This window comes from Paenibacillus sp. FSL R7-269 (assembly GCF_000517865.1).
Taxonomy (GTDB): Bacteria; Bacillota; Bacilli; order Paenibacillales; family Paenibacillaceae; genus Paenibacillus_AQ.
In genome coordinates this window covers 24,180-37,685 of record NZ_ASPS01000056.1, presented here as the reverse complement: position 1 = coordinate 37,685, position 13,506 = coordinate 24,180, and the positions used below count along the sequence as shown (strand labels likewise).

Annotated in this window: 16 protein-coding genes and 1 pseudogene; 11 read left to right on the top strand and 6 right to left on the bottom strand. The window is 47.4% G+C overall.

What is annotated here, in order from left to right; translation table 11 throughout:
- Positions 1 to 328: 328 nt before the first annotated feature.
- A pseudogene (locus C162_RS37065) lies at positions 329 to 634 on the top strand (recombinase family protein); the annotation flags it as partial.
- 111 nt (positions 635 to 745) lie between these two features.
- Here C162_RS37065 and C162_RS37060 read toward each other — a convergent pair.
- A complete protein-coding gene (locus tag C162_RS37060) occupies positions 746 to 1,612 on the bottom strand; it encodes a septal ring lytic transglycosylase RlpA family protein (RefSeq protein ID WP_235218517.1) in 867 nt (288 codons plus the stop codon).
- Positions 1,613 to 1,768: 156 nt separating this feature from the next.
- Complete coding sequence (locus tag C162_RS24820) at positions 1,769 to 2,506, bottom strand: hypothetical protein (RefSeq protein ID WP_036698933.1); 738 nt, start codon at positions 2,504 to 2,506, stop codon at positions 1,769 to 1,771.
- A gap of 187 nt (positions 2,507 to 2,693) precedes the next feature.
- Between C162_RS24820 and C162_RS24815 the strand changes: the two genes are divergently transcribed.
- The 6 genes from C162_RS24815 (at position 2,694) to C162_RS24790 (ending at position 6,242) form a co-directional block, all read left to right on the top strand.
- The gene (locus C162_RS24815; protein WP_036698932.1) at positions 2,694 to 2,966 is read left to right on the top strand and encodes a hypothetical protein; all 273 of its coding nucleotides are present in this window, start codon (positions 2,694 to 2,696) and stop codon (positions 2,964 to 2,966) included.
- A 71-nt stretch (positions 2,967 to 3,037) separates the two neighbouring features.
- Positions 3,038 to 3,661 carry a hypothetical protein gene (locus C162_RS24810; protein WP_036698931.1) on the top strand — a complete coding sequence of 208 codons (624 nt, stop codon included), beginning with the start codon at positions 3,038 to 3,040 and terminating at the stop codon, positions 3,659 to 3,661.
- Positions 3,639 to 4,112: a toll/interleukin-1 receptor domain-containing protein gene (locus C162_RS35585; RefSeq protein ID WP_084649040.1), complete on the top strand. Its 474-nt coding sequence runs from the start codon at positions 3,639 to 3,641 to the stop codon at positions 4,110 to 4,112. Before C162_RS24810 ends, C162_RS35585 begins: the two co-directional genes overlap by 23 nt.
- Before the next feature lie 424 nt (positions 4,113 to 4,536).
- Positions 4,537 to 4,878, top strand: coding sequence for a hypothetical protein (locus C162_RS24800; RefSeq protein WP_036698930.1), 342 nt, complete (start codon positions 4,537 to 4,539; stop codon positions 4,876 to 4,878).
- Positions 4,879 to 4,890: 12 nt separating this feature from the next.
- Entirely contained in the window at positions 4,891 to 5,043 is a 153-nt protein-coding gene (locus C162_RS24795; protein WP_036698929.1) for a small acid-soluble spore protein P, read from the top strand.
- Positions 5,044 to 5,147: 104 nt separating this feature from the next.
- The gene (locus tag C162_RS24790; RefSeq protein WP_036698928.1) at positions 5,148 to 6,242 is read left to right on the top strand and encodes a DUF6612 family protein; all 1,095 of its coding nucleotides are present in this window, start codon (positions 5,148 to 5,150) and stop codon (positions 6,240 to 6,242) included.
- Between the two features lie 75 nt (positions 6,243 to 6,317).
- On the opposite strand, the gene C162_RS24785 is transcribed toward C162_RS24790, so the two are convergent.
- Both C162_RS24785 and tadA read right to left on the bottom strand, forming a co-directional pair.
- Positions 6,318 to 6,893 (bottom strand): GNAT family N-acetyltransferase, encoded by a 576-nt coding sequence (locus C162_RS24785; protein WP_036698927.1) that lies wholly within the window; start codon positions 6,891 to 6,893, stop codon positions 6,318 to 6,320.
- A 42-nt stretch (positions 6,894 to 6,935) separates the two neighbouring features.
- Positions 6,936 to 7,439, bottom strand: coding sequence for a tRNA adenosine(34) deaminase TadA (gene tadA, locus C162_RS24780; protein ID WP_268748816.1), 504 nt, complete (start codon positions 7,437 to 7,439; stop codon positions 6,936 to 6,938).
- Positions 7,440 to 7,868: 429 nt separating this feature from the next.
- Here tadA and C162_RS24775 point away from each other — a divergent pair, with 429 nt between their 5' ends.
- Both C162_RS24775 and C162_RS24770 read left to right on the top strand, forming a co-directional pair.
- Entirely contained in the window at positions 7,869 to 10,076 is a 2,208-nt protein-coding gene (locus C162_RS24775; protein ID WP_305954414.1) for an ATP-binding protein, read from the top strand.
- Complete coding sequence (locus tag C162_RS24770; RefSeq protein ID WP_036698923.1) at positions 10,063 to 10,764, top strand: pseudouridine synthase; 702 nt, start codon at positions 10,063 to 10,065, stop codon at positions 10,762 to 10,764. The genes C162_RS24775 and C162_RS24770 overlap by 14 nt, the downstream gene beginning before the upstream one ends.
- Before the next feature lie 89 nt (positions 10,765 to 10,853).
- On the opposite strand, the gene motB is transcribed toward C162_RS24770, so the two are convergent.
- Both motB and motA read right to left on the bottom strand, forming a co-directional pair.
- Complete coding sequence (motB, locus tag C162_RS24765; RefSeq protein WP_036698921.1) at positions 10,854 to 11,675, bottom strand: flagellar motor protein MotB; 822 nt, start codon at positions 11,673 to 11,675, stop codon at positions 10,854 to 10,856.
- Positions 11,659 to 12,459, bottom strand: coding sequence for a flagellar motor stator protein MotA (gene motA, locus C162_RS24760; RefSeq protein ID WP_036698919.1), 801 nt, complete (start codon positions 12,457 to 12,459; stop codon positions 11,659 to 11,661). The genes motB and motA overlap by 17 nt, the downstream gene beginning before the upstream one ends.
- Positions 12,460 to 12,662: 203 nt before the next feature.
- Here motA and C162_RS24755 point away from each other — a divergent pair, with 203 nt between their 5' ends.
- Together C162_RS24755 and C162_RS24750 are read left to right on the top strand one after the other, a co-directional pair.
- On the top strand, positions 12,663 to 12,956 hold the full coding sequence (locus tag C162_RS24755) for a hypothetical protein (protein WP_036698940.1): 294 nt from the start codon (positions 12,663 to 12,665) through the stop codon (positions 12,954 to 12,956).
- Positions 12,957 to 13,166: 210 nt separating this feature from the next.
- On the top strand, positions 13,167 to 13,442 hold the full coding sequence (locus tag C162_RS24750; protein ID WP_036698917.1) for a 4a-hydroxytetrahydrobiopterin dehydratase: 276 nt from the start codon (positions 13,167 to 13,169) through the stop codon (positions 13,440 to 13,442).
- Positions 13,443 to 13,506: the final 64 nt, after the last annotated feature.

Here is a 13,506-nt window from a genome sequence, read left to right as displayed (position 1 = left end):
TTTCTGTACTTAGTCTTCCCATTATACCAAACGTTTGTTCGCATGTTAAGGGCGTAATTTCCACAGGAGTATATTTTTTACGTAGAAAGGGAAGAATATATTTCGATTTTTCAGGTTACAATATTGACGTTTTGTTGTAGATTTTATCAAATAATGTATTATAGGGAGTTTTCAAAAGAGGTAAACAATGGACGTACCTTGAAATAACTTCCTATTTTTATTCACTACAACTTATAGCGTGACGTAACGATACGCTATAGTTAATCCTCTTTTTAGAGGTGGGGATTTATATCCGTAAAGGTATGCTTTTACGAACGAAGAAAAACCAATAGAAAATAGTTCGCAAAAGTCTTATTTAATCATTCAGCTCCAAAAATTTCGGGAGCTGGGCATTGAAGATCGTTTTACTTTTGTAGATAAGCAGAGCGGGAAAGACTTTGACCGAGAACAGTATAAGGCTATGCGTCTTGTGCTGAAAGAAGGGGATTTATTATACCTGGATGCTCTGGATCGGCTGGGCAGAGACTATGACGGCATCCTCCGGGAGTGGAAATATATCACACGGGAATTAAATGCTGATATTGTATGCTTGGAAAACGAAAGCTTATTCGACAGTCGCCGGTTTACGAGTCTGATCTATCGGGAAAAATTGAATATGCACAGTAAGCATCTGATCCTAAGTCTATATAGCAAAAGGCATGACTCTTTATTAATTGAGTCATGCCTTTTTTGGTTGTCAAAACGATTAGCTCATAAGTTCAATTTTCACGCTGTTTGCTCCAGACGGTTTACCAATGCCTACCCATGCACGATACGTCAATTCCACTCCACGATTGGCAGGCGCGGTATCGGTTACCCGAACAACGATAGACTGGTTGTTGGAAAGGTTTGTGACTTTAATATACTTATTACGGTATGTGCTGCTCCAACTATTAGTCGATGTCATGGCACACGTTAAATCGACAGGGTGAAGCACTTCTCCGTTACCTACAGTGGTATTTGAAATATTCTGATATGCACTCAGGTCGCTGTATCCTGAACATGATGGAGAGGTTGTGCCTGCCGCAGTACCTTGGCAAGGGTGTCCGTAAAAATCACAACGAGCACTGGAAGAAATGACGCTCTGCACGGAAGCACCTGTATTTGTCGGAGCGACGAGCGCTTTAAGTGGATTGTCACCGGCTGCGCTGGCAAAGTTCGGATTAACTGCCGCACGAATTTGGTTGGCAGTCAAAAGGGCATTATGCCAAGGCATAGGGCCAGATGCTGTCATGATTGCCGTTTGGGTGGTACTTGCTCCTGAGTTGCTCCAGTGGGTCGGTTCATAGAGTTTAGACGGATGCTGTTTCCAACCATCACTGCCGTTTGTGTCGTACAGATAAGTGACCTGGCCTACATTTCGGCGTACACGTGGACAGCTAATGACATATTGTCCGTTCTCATATGATGGAGTAATAAAGTCAAGATCCCGGTTAGGATCGGCAAAAATGTAATTCAAACGCTGTTTAACGGCATCTACACGAGAAAACGTATCACCAACAATATATTTTCCGTTAATGTACAAACCATATACGTCACCAGTAATTAGATTAACAGTAGCAGTATTAGCCATGAGAAAATCCCTCATTTCATTTTAGTATGAAAGAGGTGGGACATTTAAAATAAGAAGGGTCCCGTCCTTCTCATTTCAAATTCTCTTTCTGTTTATATATTATCATGTTGCGTAACGTTACGCAACATAAAATTACAAAAAAAGCCCAAAGGCTTTTTAAGAACTGGGAACTAGAAGGTTATTTTCAATCTTCCATTCTGAAACCTCGCCTTTGGTTACTTCTGCTTTGAAAGTGTTAGATTCCTGGTCATACATCACTACTGCGGCATTCATGGCTTCATTAAGATTTACGCTTACCAGGGAATCCTTCTCTATTTTATAGATGGACGTTTCCGCTGCTGTACCCACAGTAGCAACGATTTCTTTAATCCCGTCTTGGTCCACATCAGCCTCAACGGTATTGGCTTCTATATGCAACACTGTTGGGGGCGAAGTGCTGAGTGACACATAATTAGAAATTGGGGCACTAGCTCCAACAGATCCGGTCACTTTAACGTAAGATTGACCCAAAACATCAACTGTACTTGTCGAATAGTCGCTGGCCCCTTCATAGCCGATCTGTCCCATATCATAAGTTCCGTCTTTGGATTGAAGTGCAGCATAAATTTTCTCTACATCATCCTTCTTTTTATAAGTTAAAACCTTGGATTCATCAACTGCTTGACTCTTCAATTGTTTAGTTTGCTCTACTGCATTAATTTTGGTCAGTGGCTCGGCAGTTAAAGACGTTGTATACTTCAACTGAAACTGCTTTGCTTCAGGTGCTACTACATTTGTAGCAGGCTCCTCCGTTGCACTGGTAGTACTATTGGTTGTTGAAGGAGCATCTGAAGACGGGGTGCTGCATCCTGTAACCACTCCTAATAAGATTAATGCTGCTACTGTTTTTTTCATTTGAAAACCAACTTTCTTTAGTATTTGCTTGCATCTTTTACACAGATTTCAAGCAGTATAGTTTCACCTTTATAGACGATAACATTCGCATATTTGTTGTGGAAATATCCAATTTTTTTAAAAAATTATCTCGAAAATATATATAGTTGAGAACAGAGGTTTAAAATTGAAAGGAAGTGTAGTGTATATGGATTTACAGTATATCGGTGTGAATAGTAGATCCGGTCGGAAAGAATGGATTGAACGCGAGCTTGCGCGTCCTTACCGGCCAGATGGTATGGTCATGGAGGAATGGCAAATGGAACAGTACGTACCATTCATGGAAACCGTTCAGGATTGTATCGGACGATGCCCTACAAAAGAAGAGCATGATACGATTGCATGGTTATCCAGCCTTGATCCGAGTACAATTGATAGTATTCTGAGCATAATCAAAGCTGCAAAAGGTGGCTGTATGTAAATTGCTTCGATGAACCAATCAAGCAGATAGTTCCCAGAGCTAAGGGAAATGAGTTAGGGGCGTTATTTTTCTTGCTTCATTTCATGCAACTTAATAAAGACGGCATACTCTTGAAGAGTGGAAAACCCGCAACTATATCTGATATCGCGGATAGATTGGGCAAAAAAGAAAGACGAACCAAGGAAATTATAGGTAAGCTAGTTGACCTTGGTTTGATAAATGAAGGCGGAAATAACACAAGAAATACTACCTATAGCATAAGCGAGGACTACTTCATTATGGGCGGATTTGAAGGGGGAAGGGATGGTAAAGGTATGTTCTCAAGGTTATATCAATTACAATCCAGGGGGCAGTTAAAGAATATCACCTTAGAGGATGCGGATATCTTACTAAGAATACTCCCGTATTTTCATTGTCAAAAGTATTATTTGTGCAGTAATCCGTATGAAATGGATACGGACGAAATCCATCATCTAAATGAAACTGTACTTGCCGAATTAATTGGAGTGCACCGAAACACGCTAATCAATCGTATGAAGTGCCTTGTGAGGGCGGGGTATATCTTCAAGGGTGTAGGTATTGGAAACGCTTATTTCTTTCAAGTAAATCCAGATATTATCACAAGAGAAGTAGACCCAGATTCACCTGATGCCCGAGTATTAAGACAGCACTTTGCAGACTATCTCAGAAGATGAAATACGTGAAAAAGCTCCGAGAAAAGTTTTTTTAAGCCATAAAGGAGCTAATAAGCCTTTAGTTAGGAAATATTATCAGCTTTTAAAAGAACTTGGGTTTGACCCATGGATAGACGAAGAAGATATGCCTGCTGGAGCTCAATTAATGAGGTCTATTCGACAAGGTTTCAAACAGTCTTGTGCTGTAGTGTTTTTTATCACTCCGGAATTTAAGGATGAAAAATATTTAGAAAAAGAAATTAATTATGCTATAAATGAACAACTGAACAGAAAGCAGTTTACTATTATTACACTACAGTTTGAAGATGAACAAGGTAATAAAGGGTTGATACCAGAAATGTTAGAAGATTATGTTTGGAAAACCCCACGGACAGAACTGGAAGCGTTCAAAGAGATTATTAAATCTTCTCCAATTAAAGTTGGACAAACAATATGGAAAATAGAAAGATGATTTGTATAACAGACAGTGGCTTTTCATAAGGTTTATCTTCTGCGTAAATATGAGACTTTTCTAAGTTGACTACATATGTATAAAAATAATACAATCAACTTATCCAACGGTCACGTACCGAAACGAACGTTTTAACTCAGACCGCTGTAACAATAAAGTGCCATAAAGTCAATCAGCATAAGGGATTGCGGGTTTTTACAGCGAGGGGCGGTCTTGAAAACCGTTAGGGTGCAAGCCCACATGGGTTCGAATCCCATCCTCTCCGCCATTCCTTTACATCTAAATAAGTGCAGATAGAAGCCGTTCTCTTAGGAGGGCGGTTTTTTGTATCCGCTAAGGTCTCTTTTTCACCGGAAGCTGTTCCAGCGGGAATAAAAATCCGGCTTTCTCCGCAATGTATTAGAGAAGGAGGCTGATGATAAAGATGGACCGACAATTGCAAGTAGATCAGCAGAGTCTGGTGTCTGCCTGGCAGGAGCGGCTGCCGGAACTGATGGACAATGGGGACAGCTTCAGTGTGCAGGGGGATGCGGCCAACCAGAACAGTCTGCTCATCCATTTCAATGCAGCAGGACGGCAGGGGTATTCTCTGGATTTCCGCTGCACCTATGTGGATAGCCGCGAGGTTGCCGTAGATTTGCTTGACGCCGAACAGGCCGGGGTACATGCAGATGAGCAACTGGATGCTGTTCAGCTGTTGGCGCAGCAGTATACGAGACAGATTCATGAGTGCGCACAGGCCCTTCAGGGCTTAACTAATCCATAGGAGGTAATCGAAGTGAGCAAACCCAAGAGCATGCCTGTACCCGGCGTACAGCAGGACAATCAGGGGCCCCGCAAGGAGCACCATTCTTCAGGTCCGGCACCGTTATCCGGGTCTAAAAAGGTGAAGCAGGCCAACCATGTGGACCATAACAATCCCCAGGGTTAAAGGAAATATGGAACGAAATTACTAAATGATGTTTCTCATATTTGCCAAATGGTTTATCATTAGGGAGGGGAAAGAATTTTTTTACATGGGAGAGGAGAAAAATAATGAACAAAAAATGGGGGCTATCCGCTGCCGCGTTACTGTTAACTGCTGCAGTAATTCTGCCGGGATGTGCAAAGAAAGAGGAGCCTAAGGCGGCTCTGACTTCAGCTGCAGCCAAAGCTACAGCTATGACATCTTACGAAATGAAGACCAAATTAGTTATCAATGATTTGTCGATAGACACAGGTACCAATGAAGCGGATGCTTCAACGGGCCAGATGCTCAGCATGCTTAAGAACGCCGAGCTTACTATCGATGGAGTCTACCAGGCAGAGCCTATGCAGACAGAAATGACAACCGTTCTGAATCTGAAGGGGGACATGGCCATGTCCTTCACGGTTCCAATGGTAATGACCGGACAGAAGCTGTATGTCAAAGTACCTTCGATTCCGTTCCTGCCGATTCCTGAGACGATCGTTAACAAATTCGTAGAGCTGGATCTGAAGCAGCTGGCTGAAGAGCAGGGCGCTGAATTCAATCCTGCGCAGATGGATGCACAGAAGGTGCAGAAGCTGTCGAATGAAGTGATGAATACCTTGCTTGGTGAATACGATCAAGCCAAGTATTTCAATGATATCAAACCTAAGGATGCAGGTCTGCCTGAAGGCGTAGAAGCCAAGCAGGTAGTTCAATTCCAGGTTACCAACGATAACGTCAAAGAGGCACTCACCATTCTGGTGAACAACGCTTTGCCGAAGATTATTGATATTATGGGCAAAGAAGAATACAAGGATCTGCTGCAGGTTGAGCCTGCCAAGCTGGCCGAAGCCAAGGAACAGCTGCAAACCAGTGAAGCCCGTGCTGAGTTCGACAAGAGCCTGGCTGATCTGAACAAGTATCTCACTATTAACCAGTTCCATCTGAATACCGCAGTCAACAAAGATGATTATCCGGTATACCAGGATATGCTCATGAACATCAAGGTTAATGATCCTGACAAGGGTGAGAATGTTACCTTATCTATGAATGCAAGCAACCAATACAGCAAGATCAATGAGAAGCAGACCTTCAAGATTGGCATTCCGCAAGGTGATGATGTCATCACTCTGGAAGAGCTGCAGCAGCAGTTCGGAAACACAGGTACGAGTACTTATTAATACCATAGTTCCGCACACCAAAGACCCGTATGAGCAAATCCCGCTCATACGGGTCTTTGTGTGCACATATGAAGTTTAAGGGGATTCCTGTTCCTCTGGCAGGAACTCCTCAGCCAGAATGGCGTAGGTGCGGTGATCCTGCCATTCGCCGTTAATCCGGATGAAGCGGCGCGCGAGTCCCTCGGCCTGGAAGCCGTTCTTCTCCAGCACTCTGCGGGAACCGTTATTATGGGGCAGGATGGCAGCCTGTACCCGGTGAAGCCCCAGAGAGCGGAAGGCATACCCGAGGATCAGGTGTACGGCGGCACTGGTGTAGCCTTGTCCCTGCTGCTCATGATCGATCAGATAGCCGATATCGCAGAATTGTCCGACTCCCCGCACTACATTGGAGATCGTAATCTGGCCGATCAGCTCGCCGCTGAGCAGATAAATCCCGAACATATACGCGCTGTCCTGCTGCGCATCCAGGATACGCTGGTTAATCAGCTGCTGCTGGCTCTCCAGGGTGAAGTAGTCTTCACTGCGAAGGGGCTCAAATTGCTGGTGCGCGGTTCGGTTACGCAGACGGAGGCTTAGTAGCTCCTCTGCATCCGTAAGCTCCAGCAGCGAGAGATATATCCCCTGTGCGTTGTTATACAGCTTATAGGACATCTGGTATTCTCCTTATAAGAATGATAAGTGTTAATGGGCTTTCTAGAGCTTCGCAGGCCGCTTCCGCAGCTTGCGGAAGAAGGAGGTCAGCAGCTCCGCGCATTCCTCCTGCAGCACGCCCTGGATGACCTCTGTGCGGTGGTTAAAGCGTGACTCCTCCAGCAGGTTCATCAAGGTCCCTGCACAGCCGGCCTTGGGGTCCGGAGTGCCATACACGGTAAGCGGCAGCCTGGACTGCACCATCGCTCCTGCACACATGGGACAAGGCTCCAGGGTAACGTAGAGCTGGCAATCAAGCAAACGCCAGGAGCCCAGGGCATTGCTGGCTTCCCGGATCGCTACCATCTCTGCGTGGGCAGTGGAATCGAGCGTCGTCTCGCGCAGATTATACCCACGGCCTATAATTTGGCCTCCGTGGACAACTACGGCACCTATCGGTACTTCGCCTAAGGCCTCAGCCTTGCGGGCTTCTCCTATCGCTTCTGCCATCCAATGTTCATGAATGGCCCGCTCCTCCGAAGGCAGTTCTTCAAGCCTGGTATTCAAATGCATCTTCCCTTCTTCTATGCCCATTATACAACGAACAAATATTCGTTCTTAACAAATTGTGGACAACTCTGTGGATAACGGCCGACTTATACACAAAATTGTGCACATCGCAATTTGGCAAAATGTTTATATGTGCATAACCTGTGGATGGTTTCTTACCTATTGTAGAGAAACTGTCCCGATAATTCAATATCTGCCAGTGCCCGGCTGTGGGGAAAGGCCTTTTCAAATGGAAGGGCAAAAGGTATGATTATGTTGAATGCCCGCTAGGATTTACCAGCGGATAAGAGGTGAACAATACGCTTGTCCATAAAAACGAAACTATCAGCAATTATTTTTGGCTCTGTACTCTTAATCTTAATGCTTAATCTTACACTCAACCTTTATGCTGCCCGGAATAATCTGCGTAATGAGAGCGTAAGCAACATGAAGATCACTGCGAAGCAGGTTGCCGTATCGGTGGAGCAGAGCGGCTTCAGCTCGAATTACGTGCAGGATAAAATTGCCCAGAACCTGCGGTTGACTGCCATTCTGGCATCCTATGAGCTGGATCCGGATATCAGGAATATTACTAATCAACAATTGAAGGCGCTATCCACCAAGCTGGGGGTGTCGAATATCTCGCTGCTGGTGAAGACTGCGGATGATATTATCGTAGCGAAATCTTCAGATCCTGCAGAGATTGGACTTTCGACCAAGGGCATGGGTTTTTGGTATGTGGCTTTTCTGGAGCTGTTTGCAGGCCAGCGCGTATCTGTCGATCAGGGGCAGTCCCTGGAGAATTTCTGGTCCGGGCCGTTTGAATATTCAACCTCCAATCCGGAGTACATCGATAAATGGGGCTATTATTATGACGGGGCCCGCAATTATATCATAGATCCGTTCGTGAGGAGTACAGCGGTAAGCGATTATGTCAAAATTATGAGCCCTGATGAGATCATCCAGGAATCCAAAGCTGTAAATCCCGGAATTCTGGAGATTACCGGAATCAATCCGAAGACCTTCGGAGCCTCAAGTATGCTGCCTGACGGCGCAGATCCTAAGAACACGAAGCTGCGGAACCGTCCCATCCAGTACGGCACCTATTCATACGGCAATATTGCAGAGGATAAGGCGGCAATCCGTGAAGCATTGAACAAGGGCAAACCGGTAACGCTGGATACGAAGGCACTGGGTAAAAGAGTGCTCAAGAGCTTCATTCCGATTGAGCGGCCGGGAGCGGCGGATTATGTGATCAGTGTAGTCATGGACTACCAGGCCATCTCCTCGGTTATCCGGGAGCAGCTGTTCAATAATATCACCACCTCGGTTCTTCTGCTTATTATCTTCCTCCTGGCCAGTTATGTCCTGGCCGGTGTAGTTACACGCCCGATTCAGGATATACTGGCTAAGGTCAATGATGTGGCTAAGGGTAAATTTGAGCCTCCGCTTAATGTATCCAGCCGCGATGAGCTTGGGCAGCTGGCCCAGCGCATCAACGCGATGACCTCACATCTGCTGCAGCATACAAACCGGCTGGGGCAGACACTGGAGGAGAACCGTGCGGTCAAAGAGCATCTGGAGTCGGTGATTAACGGCACTTCAGATGCCATCCACACGGTGGATATGGAGGGGCGGATCATCAGTACGAATAGAGCCTTCGAGGACCTCTATGGATGGGGCGCTGCGGATGCTCTGGTCAAGCCGCCGTATCTGGTTCCGGCCACTGTGCAGCAGCAGGAGAGTATACGATTGCAGCAGCTTAAGGACGGGGCATCTCTGCCGCCTGTTGAGACCGTCAGGCTGAAGCGGGACGGCTCCCTGGTAGAGGTCAGCGTCAGCAGCTCGGTTATCCGGGATGAAGAGGGCCAGCCGCAGTCGGTTGTCCATGTATCCCGTGACATGACCGAGCGCAACCGGATCGAGGAGCTGCTCAGACGCTCGGAGAAGCTGACTACAGTCGGCCAGCTTGCGGCAGGGGTTGCTCATGAGATCCGCAATCCCTTGACCACCCTGCGGGGCTTCCTGCAGCTTCAGCAGGAGAAGAAGGTTCTTGTTCCGCTGCATATTGAACTGATGCTCTCGGAGCTGGACCGGATCAATATGATTGTCAGTGAGTTCCTGATTCTGGCGAAGCCGCAGGCTGTTCATTTCCAGCAGAGGGATCTGCGGCATATTGTCGGCGATGTCATCTCTCTGCTGGATAGCCAGGCCCACCTGTTCGGCATTGAATTCACCACATATTTCTCGGGAGTACCCGCCATGGTGCACTGTGAGGAGAATCAGTTGAAGCAGGTATTTATCAATGTGATCAAAAATGCGATCGAAGCGATGCCGGACGGGGGAACGATTACCGTGGAGCAGCAGGAGCTGGAGGACTCTGTGGTTATTGTGATCACGGATGAGGGTGGAGGCGTCCCTGAGGATATGCTGCCCAAGCTGGGAGAGCCGTTCTTTACGAACAAAGAGTCCGGAACGGGGCTTGGCCTGATGGTCAGCCAGCGGATCATTCAGGCTCATAAGGGCAGCCTGGAAATTAGAAGCGAGTATGGCCGGGGAACGCAGGTAATCATCAAGCTGCCTGAAGCGAAGGAGCAAGCACCTCCGGCCGGCATGAATATAGAACGGAGTGAGGACGAACATGAGAATCAATAAATTCATCAGTGAGACAGGCTATTGTTCACGCCGTGAAGCAGACAAGCTGGTCGAGGGAGGGCGGGTCACCATCAACGGTGAGACCGCTATGCTGGGCAGCCAGGCTGAAGCAGGGGATAAAGTGCTGATTGACGGCCAGCCGCTTCAGACGGGCAGCAGGATCGTGTATATCGCGCTTCATAAGCCGGTGGGCATTACCTCTACCACAGAAGCGCATATTCAAGGTAATATTGTCGATTTCATAGGACATGAGGAGCGGATTTTCCCGATCGGGCGGCTCGATAAGGATTCAGAGGGATTGATTCTGCTGACCAATGACGGTGACATTGTTAACAAAATATTGCGTGCAGAAGGCAAGCATGAGAAGGAATATGTGGTCACTGTAGATCGACCCGTTACGCCTTCTTTTCTGACCGGCATGTCTACCGGTGTGAGAATTTTGGGCAGCAAGACACTTCCCTGTGAGATTACGCGGATCAGTGAGCGGGTATTCCGTATCGTGCTGACTGAGGGCAAGAACCGGCAAATCCGCCGCATGTGCAGTGCCTTCGGTTATGAAGTGCGGCGGCTGCAGCGCATCCGGGTGATGAATATCCGCCTTGGCGCGCTGAAGACCGGAGAATGGCGGGAGCTGTCTCAGGAGGAGAAGCAAGAGCTGGGCGCTATGCTGAATTATCAGCTGCAATAAGATAATAATGCCATACCTATAATAAGAGCTGCTCCGATTGACCCTGACAGGGGTCGTTCGAAAGCAGCTCTTATTGGTTTCATGTCTATTCAGGGAGCTGTTACATTAGAGACATCCGTGGTCTCTGCAGCAGCATCCTTATATTTACGAAGGATAGATACTTCTACCCGGCGGTTCTTGGCCCGCCCGGCAGCCGTAGCATTGGTAGCGATGGGGTGGTATTCGCCAGAGCCGGTCGGGCTGAATTTCGTCGGGTCCAGGTTGGGATTGAGCAGCAGAATCTTCATGAACTCAAGGGCGCGATCTACGCTAAGATCCCAGTTCGAGGAGTACGTGCTGTTGGAGATTGGAACATTATCGGTATGCCCCTGCACCAATACTTCATAATCGGGAAATTGCTGCAGCATGTTGGATATCGACTTAGCCAGCTGGCGGGATTCGTCCTTCACTATAGCCTGTCCCGAAGCGAACAGGGCATTGTCGCTAATCGTGATCATCAGCTGGGACTGATTCAGCTTGGTGCTAAGCAAGTCGGTCATCCCGTTGTTCTTAATGTACTGGTCGAACTGCTTCTTCAGCTTCTCCAGATCCTCCTGCTCCTTGGCACGGAGCTTGGACAGATCGGAGGTGCCGGTGTTCTTGGCAATCACATTGTTCAGTTTATCCTGCTTGCCCTGGTCCAGCTGGGTGCTGGTCGGGGAATCCGACCGGTACTCCAGGACGCCGCCGCCGCCGCTGAGCGCTGAATTAAAGGCTTCAGCCATTTGCTGAAATTTCACGGCGTCCGTAGCGCTCATGGCGTACATAACTAGGAATAGAGCAACCAGCAGGGTCATCAGATCGGAATAGGGAAGCAGCCAGGATTCATCGGCATGCTCTTCATGTTCCTCATGCCTAGTCTTTTTGCTCACTGGAAGCCCCCTCCTTCTCGCTCAGCTTGGCACGCTCGGACGGAGTCAGGAAGACGGACAGCTTCTGGTTAATGGCTATGGTAGACACCCCGGACTGAATGGAGAGCAGACCCTCCACCATCATCAGGCGGACTTCAATCTCGCGTTTGGATATCCGCTTCAGCTTGTTCGCCATAGGGTGCCACATAACATAACCGGTGAATATCCCGAGCAGGGTTGCAATGAAGGCACCGGCAATCGCATGGGCCAGGACGTCCATGTTACTCATATCACCCAAGGCGGCAATCAGCCCGATAACAGCCCCGAGTACCCCTAGTGTAGGGGCATACATCCCGGCCTGGGAGAAGATCAAGGCTCCGGCCTTATGTCTGTCTTCAGTGGCATGAATATCTTCCATTAATACATCACGGACGAACTCCTGATCATTGCCGTCAATAATCATCCGCATGCCGTTTCGGAGGAAGTTATCTTCAATTTCATCGACATTGGATTCCAGAGCGAGCAGTCCTTCGCGGCGGGTAATGGATGCCCATTCCATGAACATGGTAATCAGTTCGGGCTTACCGACCATCTTTTTCTTCGTAAACAGGATCTTCAACAGCTTAGGGAAATTCTTGACTTCCGACATCGGAAAGGCCATGAAGATGGAGGCAGCCGTGCCAAGAAAAATGATGACATAGGCAGCGGGGTTGTTCAAGCTTGCAAGCGGAGCATGCTTGAGAATCATCCCCCAGATTACTGCGACCAGACCAAAAACCAGGCCTAGAATTGTTGAGATTTCCATTTATACACCTCGTCCATGAGAATTAAGAAGTGATCGACTAACCGCGTATTTCGTCCTTGAACCGCGGGAGAACACTCTGTTCGTAACCAAATCACGTATATTCTTCTTTATCGACATCATTCCCTTTTTTGTGAAGTGATTTTTTCGGCTATAATAGATAAGGTAGGTTATTATTCATCAGCGAAGAAAACGGAGTGATTGATGTGGGAGTTAAGCATGGCAGAGATTACGGTGAAATTCTGGTTGAACTGACAGGAGCCGTTGGACGGATTGCAGACGGGTACATTTTTTTTGAAATGGAGCCTGAAGAGTGGACAAATCTGCCGGAGGAATCAAGGCAGGAGGTCTGGGAGGCGCTTGCGGAAGACCTGTTCTACGCGCTGGGCAACGAGCCGGTCATTCAGGTGGGCAGCGGAGTTGTAATGTACGATAAAGAAACACACCGCATTAATATTCTGCTGGGCGATGAGGATCTGGCTTCGGTCGTTCTTGTATAAAACAGGGGGGAAATGCGGCAGCGGGTTTGTCCCGGGCATCCAGCCATGTTAAAATTGGAAGTGGAGTACTAATTGCCGGGATGTCAGAATACATTTAATCAAAAATCTTTAGCCTGGCACATCCCTTGGACTTTCAGAAGCTGAGGGATGTTTTATTTGAAGGCAAGAGCAGGATTAAGGAACCGTTAACTTAGCAAGGGAGGAAACGAATTGCAATTAACTGAGGAACAACTTCAGGAGCAGATCGGCAAGCTTGAGGGCTGGAAGCTGGAGAGGGATAGGCTGGTGCGCAAATATATGTTCAGTGAATATATGAAGGGAATTGCTTTTGTGGATGAGGTAGCGGCAATTTCGGAGGCCTTTGACCATCACCCGCATATCACCATTGATTACAAGACGGTTGTTCTGCGGCTGGCTGCAGATGTGGAGAAGCTTGATCTCCGCCAGGCGCATGAATTTAATGAGGCATTCGAGAAGACCCGCTAGAGGACAAGGCTCCTATGGAGACAATAGGAATATCTGATCAATAGAAATGCCCGTGCAAGGATCA

Bases quoted from the DNA above. Each gene is read 5' to 3' on its own strand.
- C162_RS37060 (WP_235218517.1), bottom strand. From the start codon at position 1,612: ATGGCTAATACTGCTACTGTTAATCTAATTACTGGTGACGTATATGGT.
- C162_RS24820 (WP_036698933.1), bottom strand. From the start codon at position 2,506: ATGAAAAAAACAGTAGCAGCATTAATCTTATTAGGAGTGGTTACAGGA.
- C162_RS24815 (WP_036698932.1), top strand. From the start codon at position 2,694: ATGGATTTACAGTATATCGGTGTGAATAGTAGATCCGGTCGGAAAGAA.
- C162_RS24800 (WP_036698930.1), top strand. From the start codon at position 4,537: ATGGACCGACAATTGCAAGTAGATCAGCAGAGTCTGGTGTCTGCCTGG.
- C162_RS24790 (WP_036698928.1), top strand. From the start codon at position 5,148: ATGAACAAAAAATGGGGGCTATCCGCTGCCGCGTTACTGTTAACTGCT.
- C162_RS24785 (WP_036698927.1), bottom strand. From the start codon at position 6,893: ATGTCCTATAAGCTGTATAACAACGCACAGGGGATATATCTCTCGCTG.
- C162_RS24775 (WP_305954414.1), top strand. From the start codon at position 7,869: ATGAAGATCACTGCGAAGCAGGTTGCCGTATCGGTGGAGCAGAGCGGC.
- C162_RS24770 (WP_036698923.1), top strand. From the start codon at position 10,063: ATGAGAATCAATAAATTCATCAGTGAGACAGGCTATTGTTCACGCCGT.
- motA (WP_036698919.1), bottom strand. From the start codon at position 12,459: ATGGAAATCTCAACAATTCTAGGCCTGGTTTTTGGTCTGGTCGCAGTA.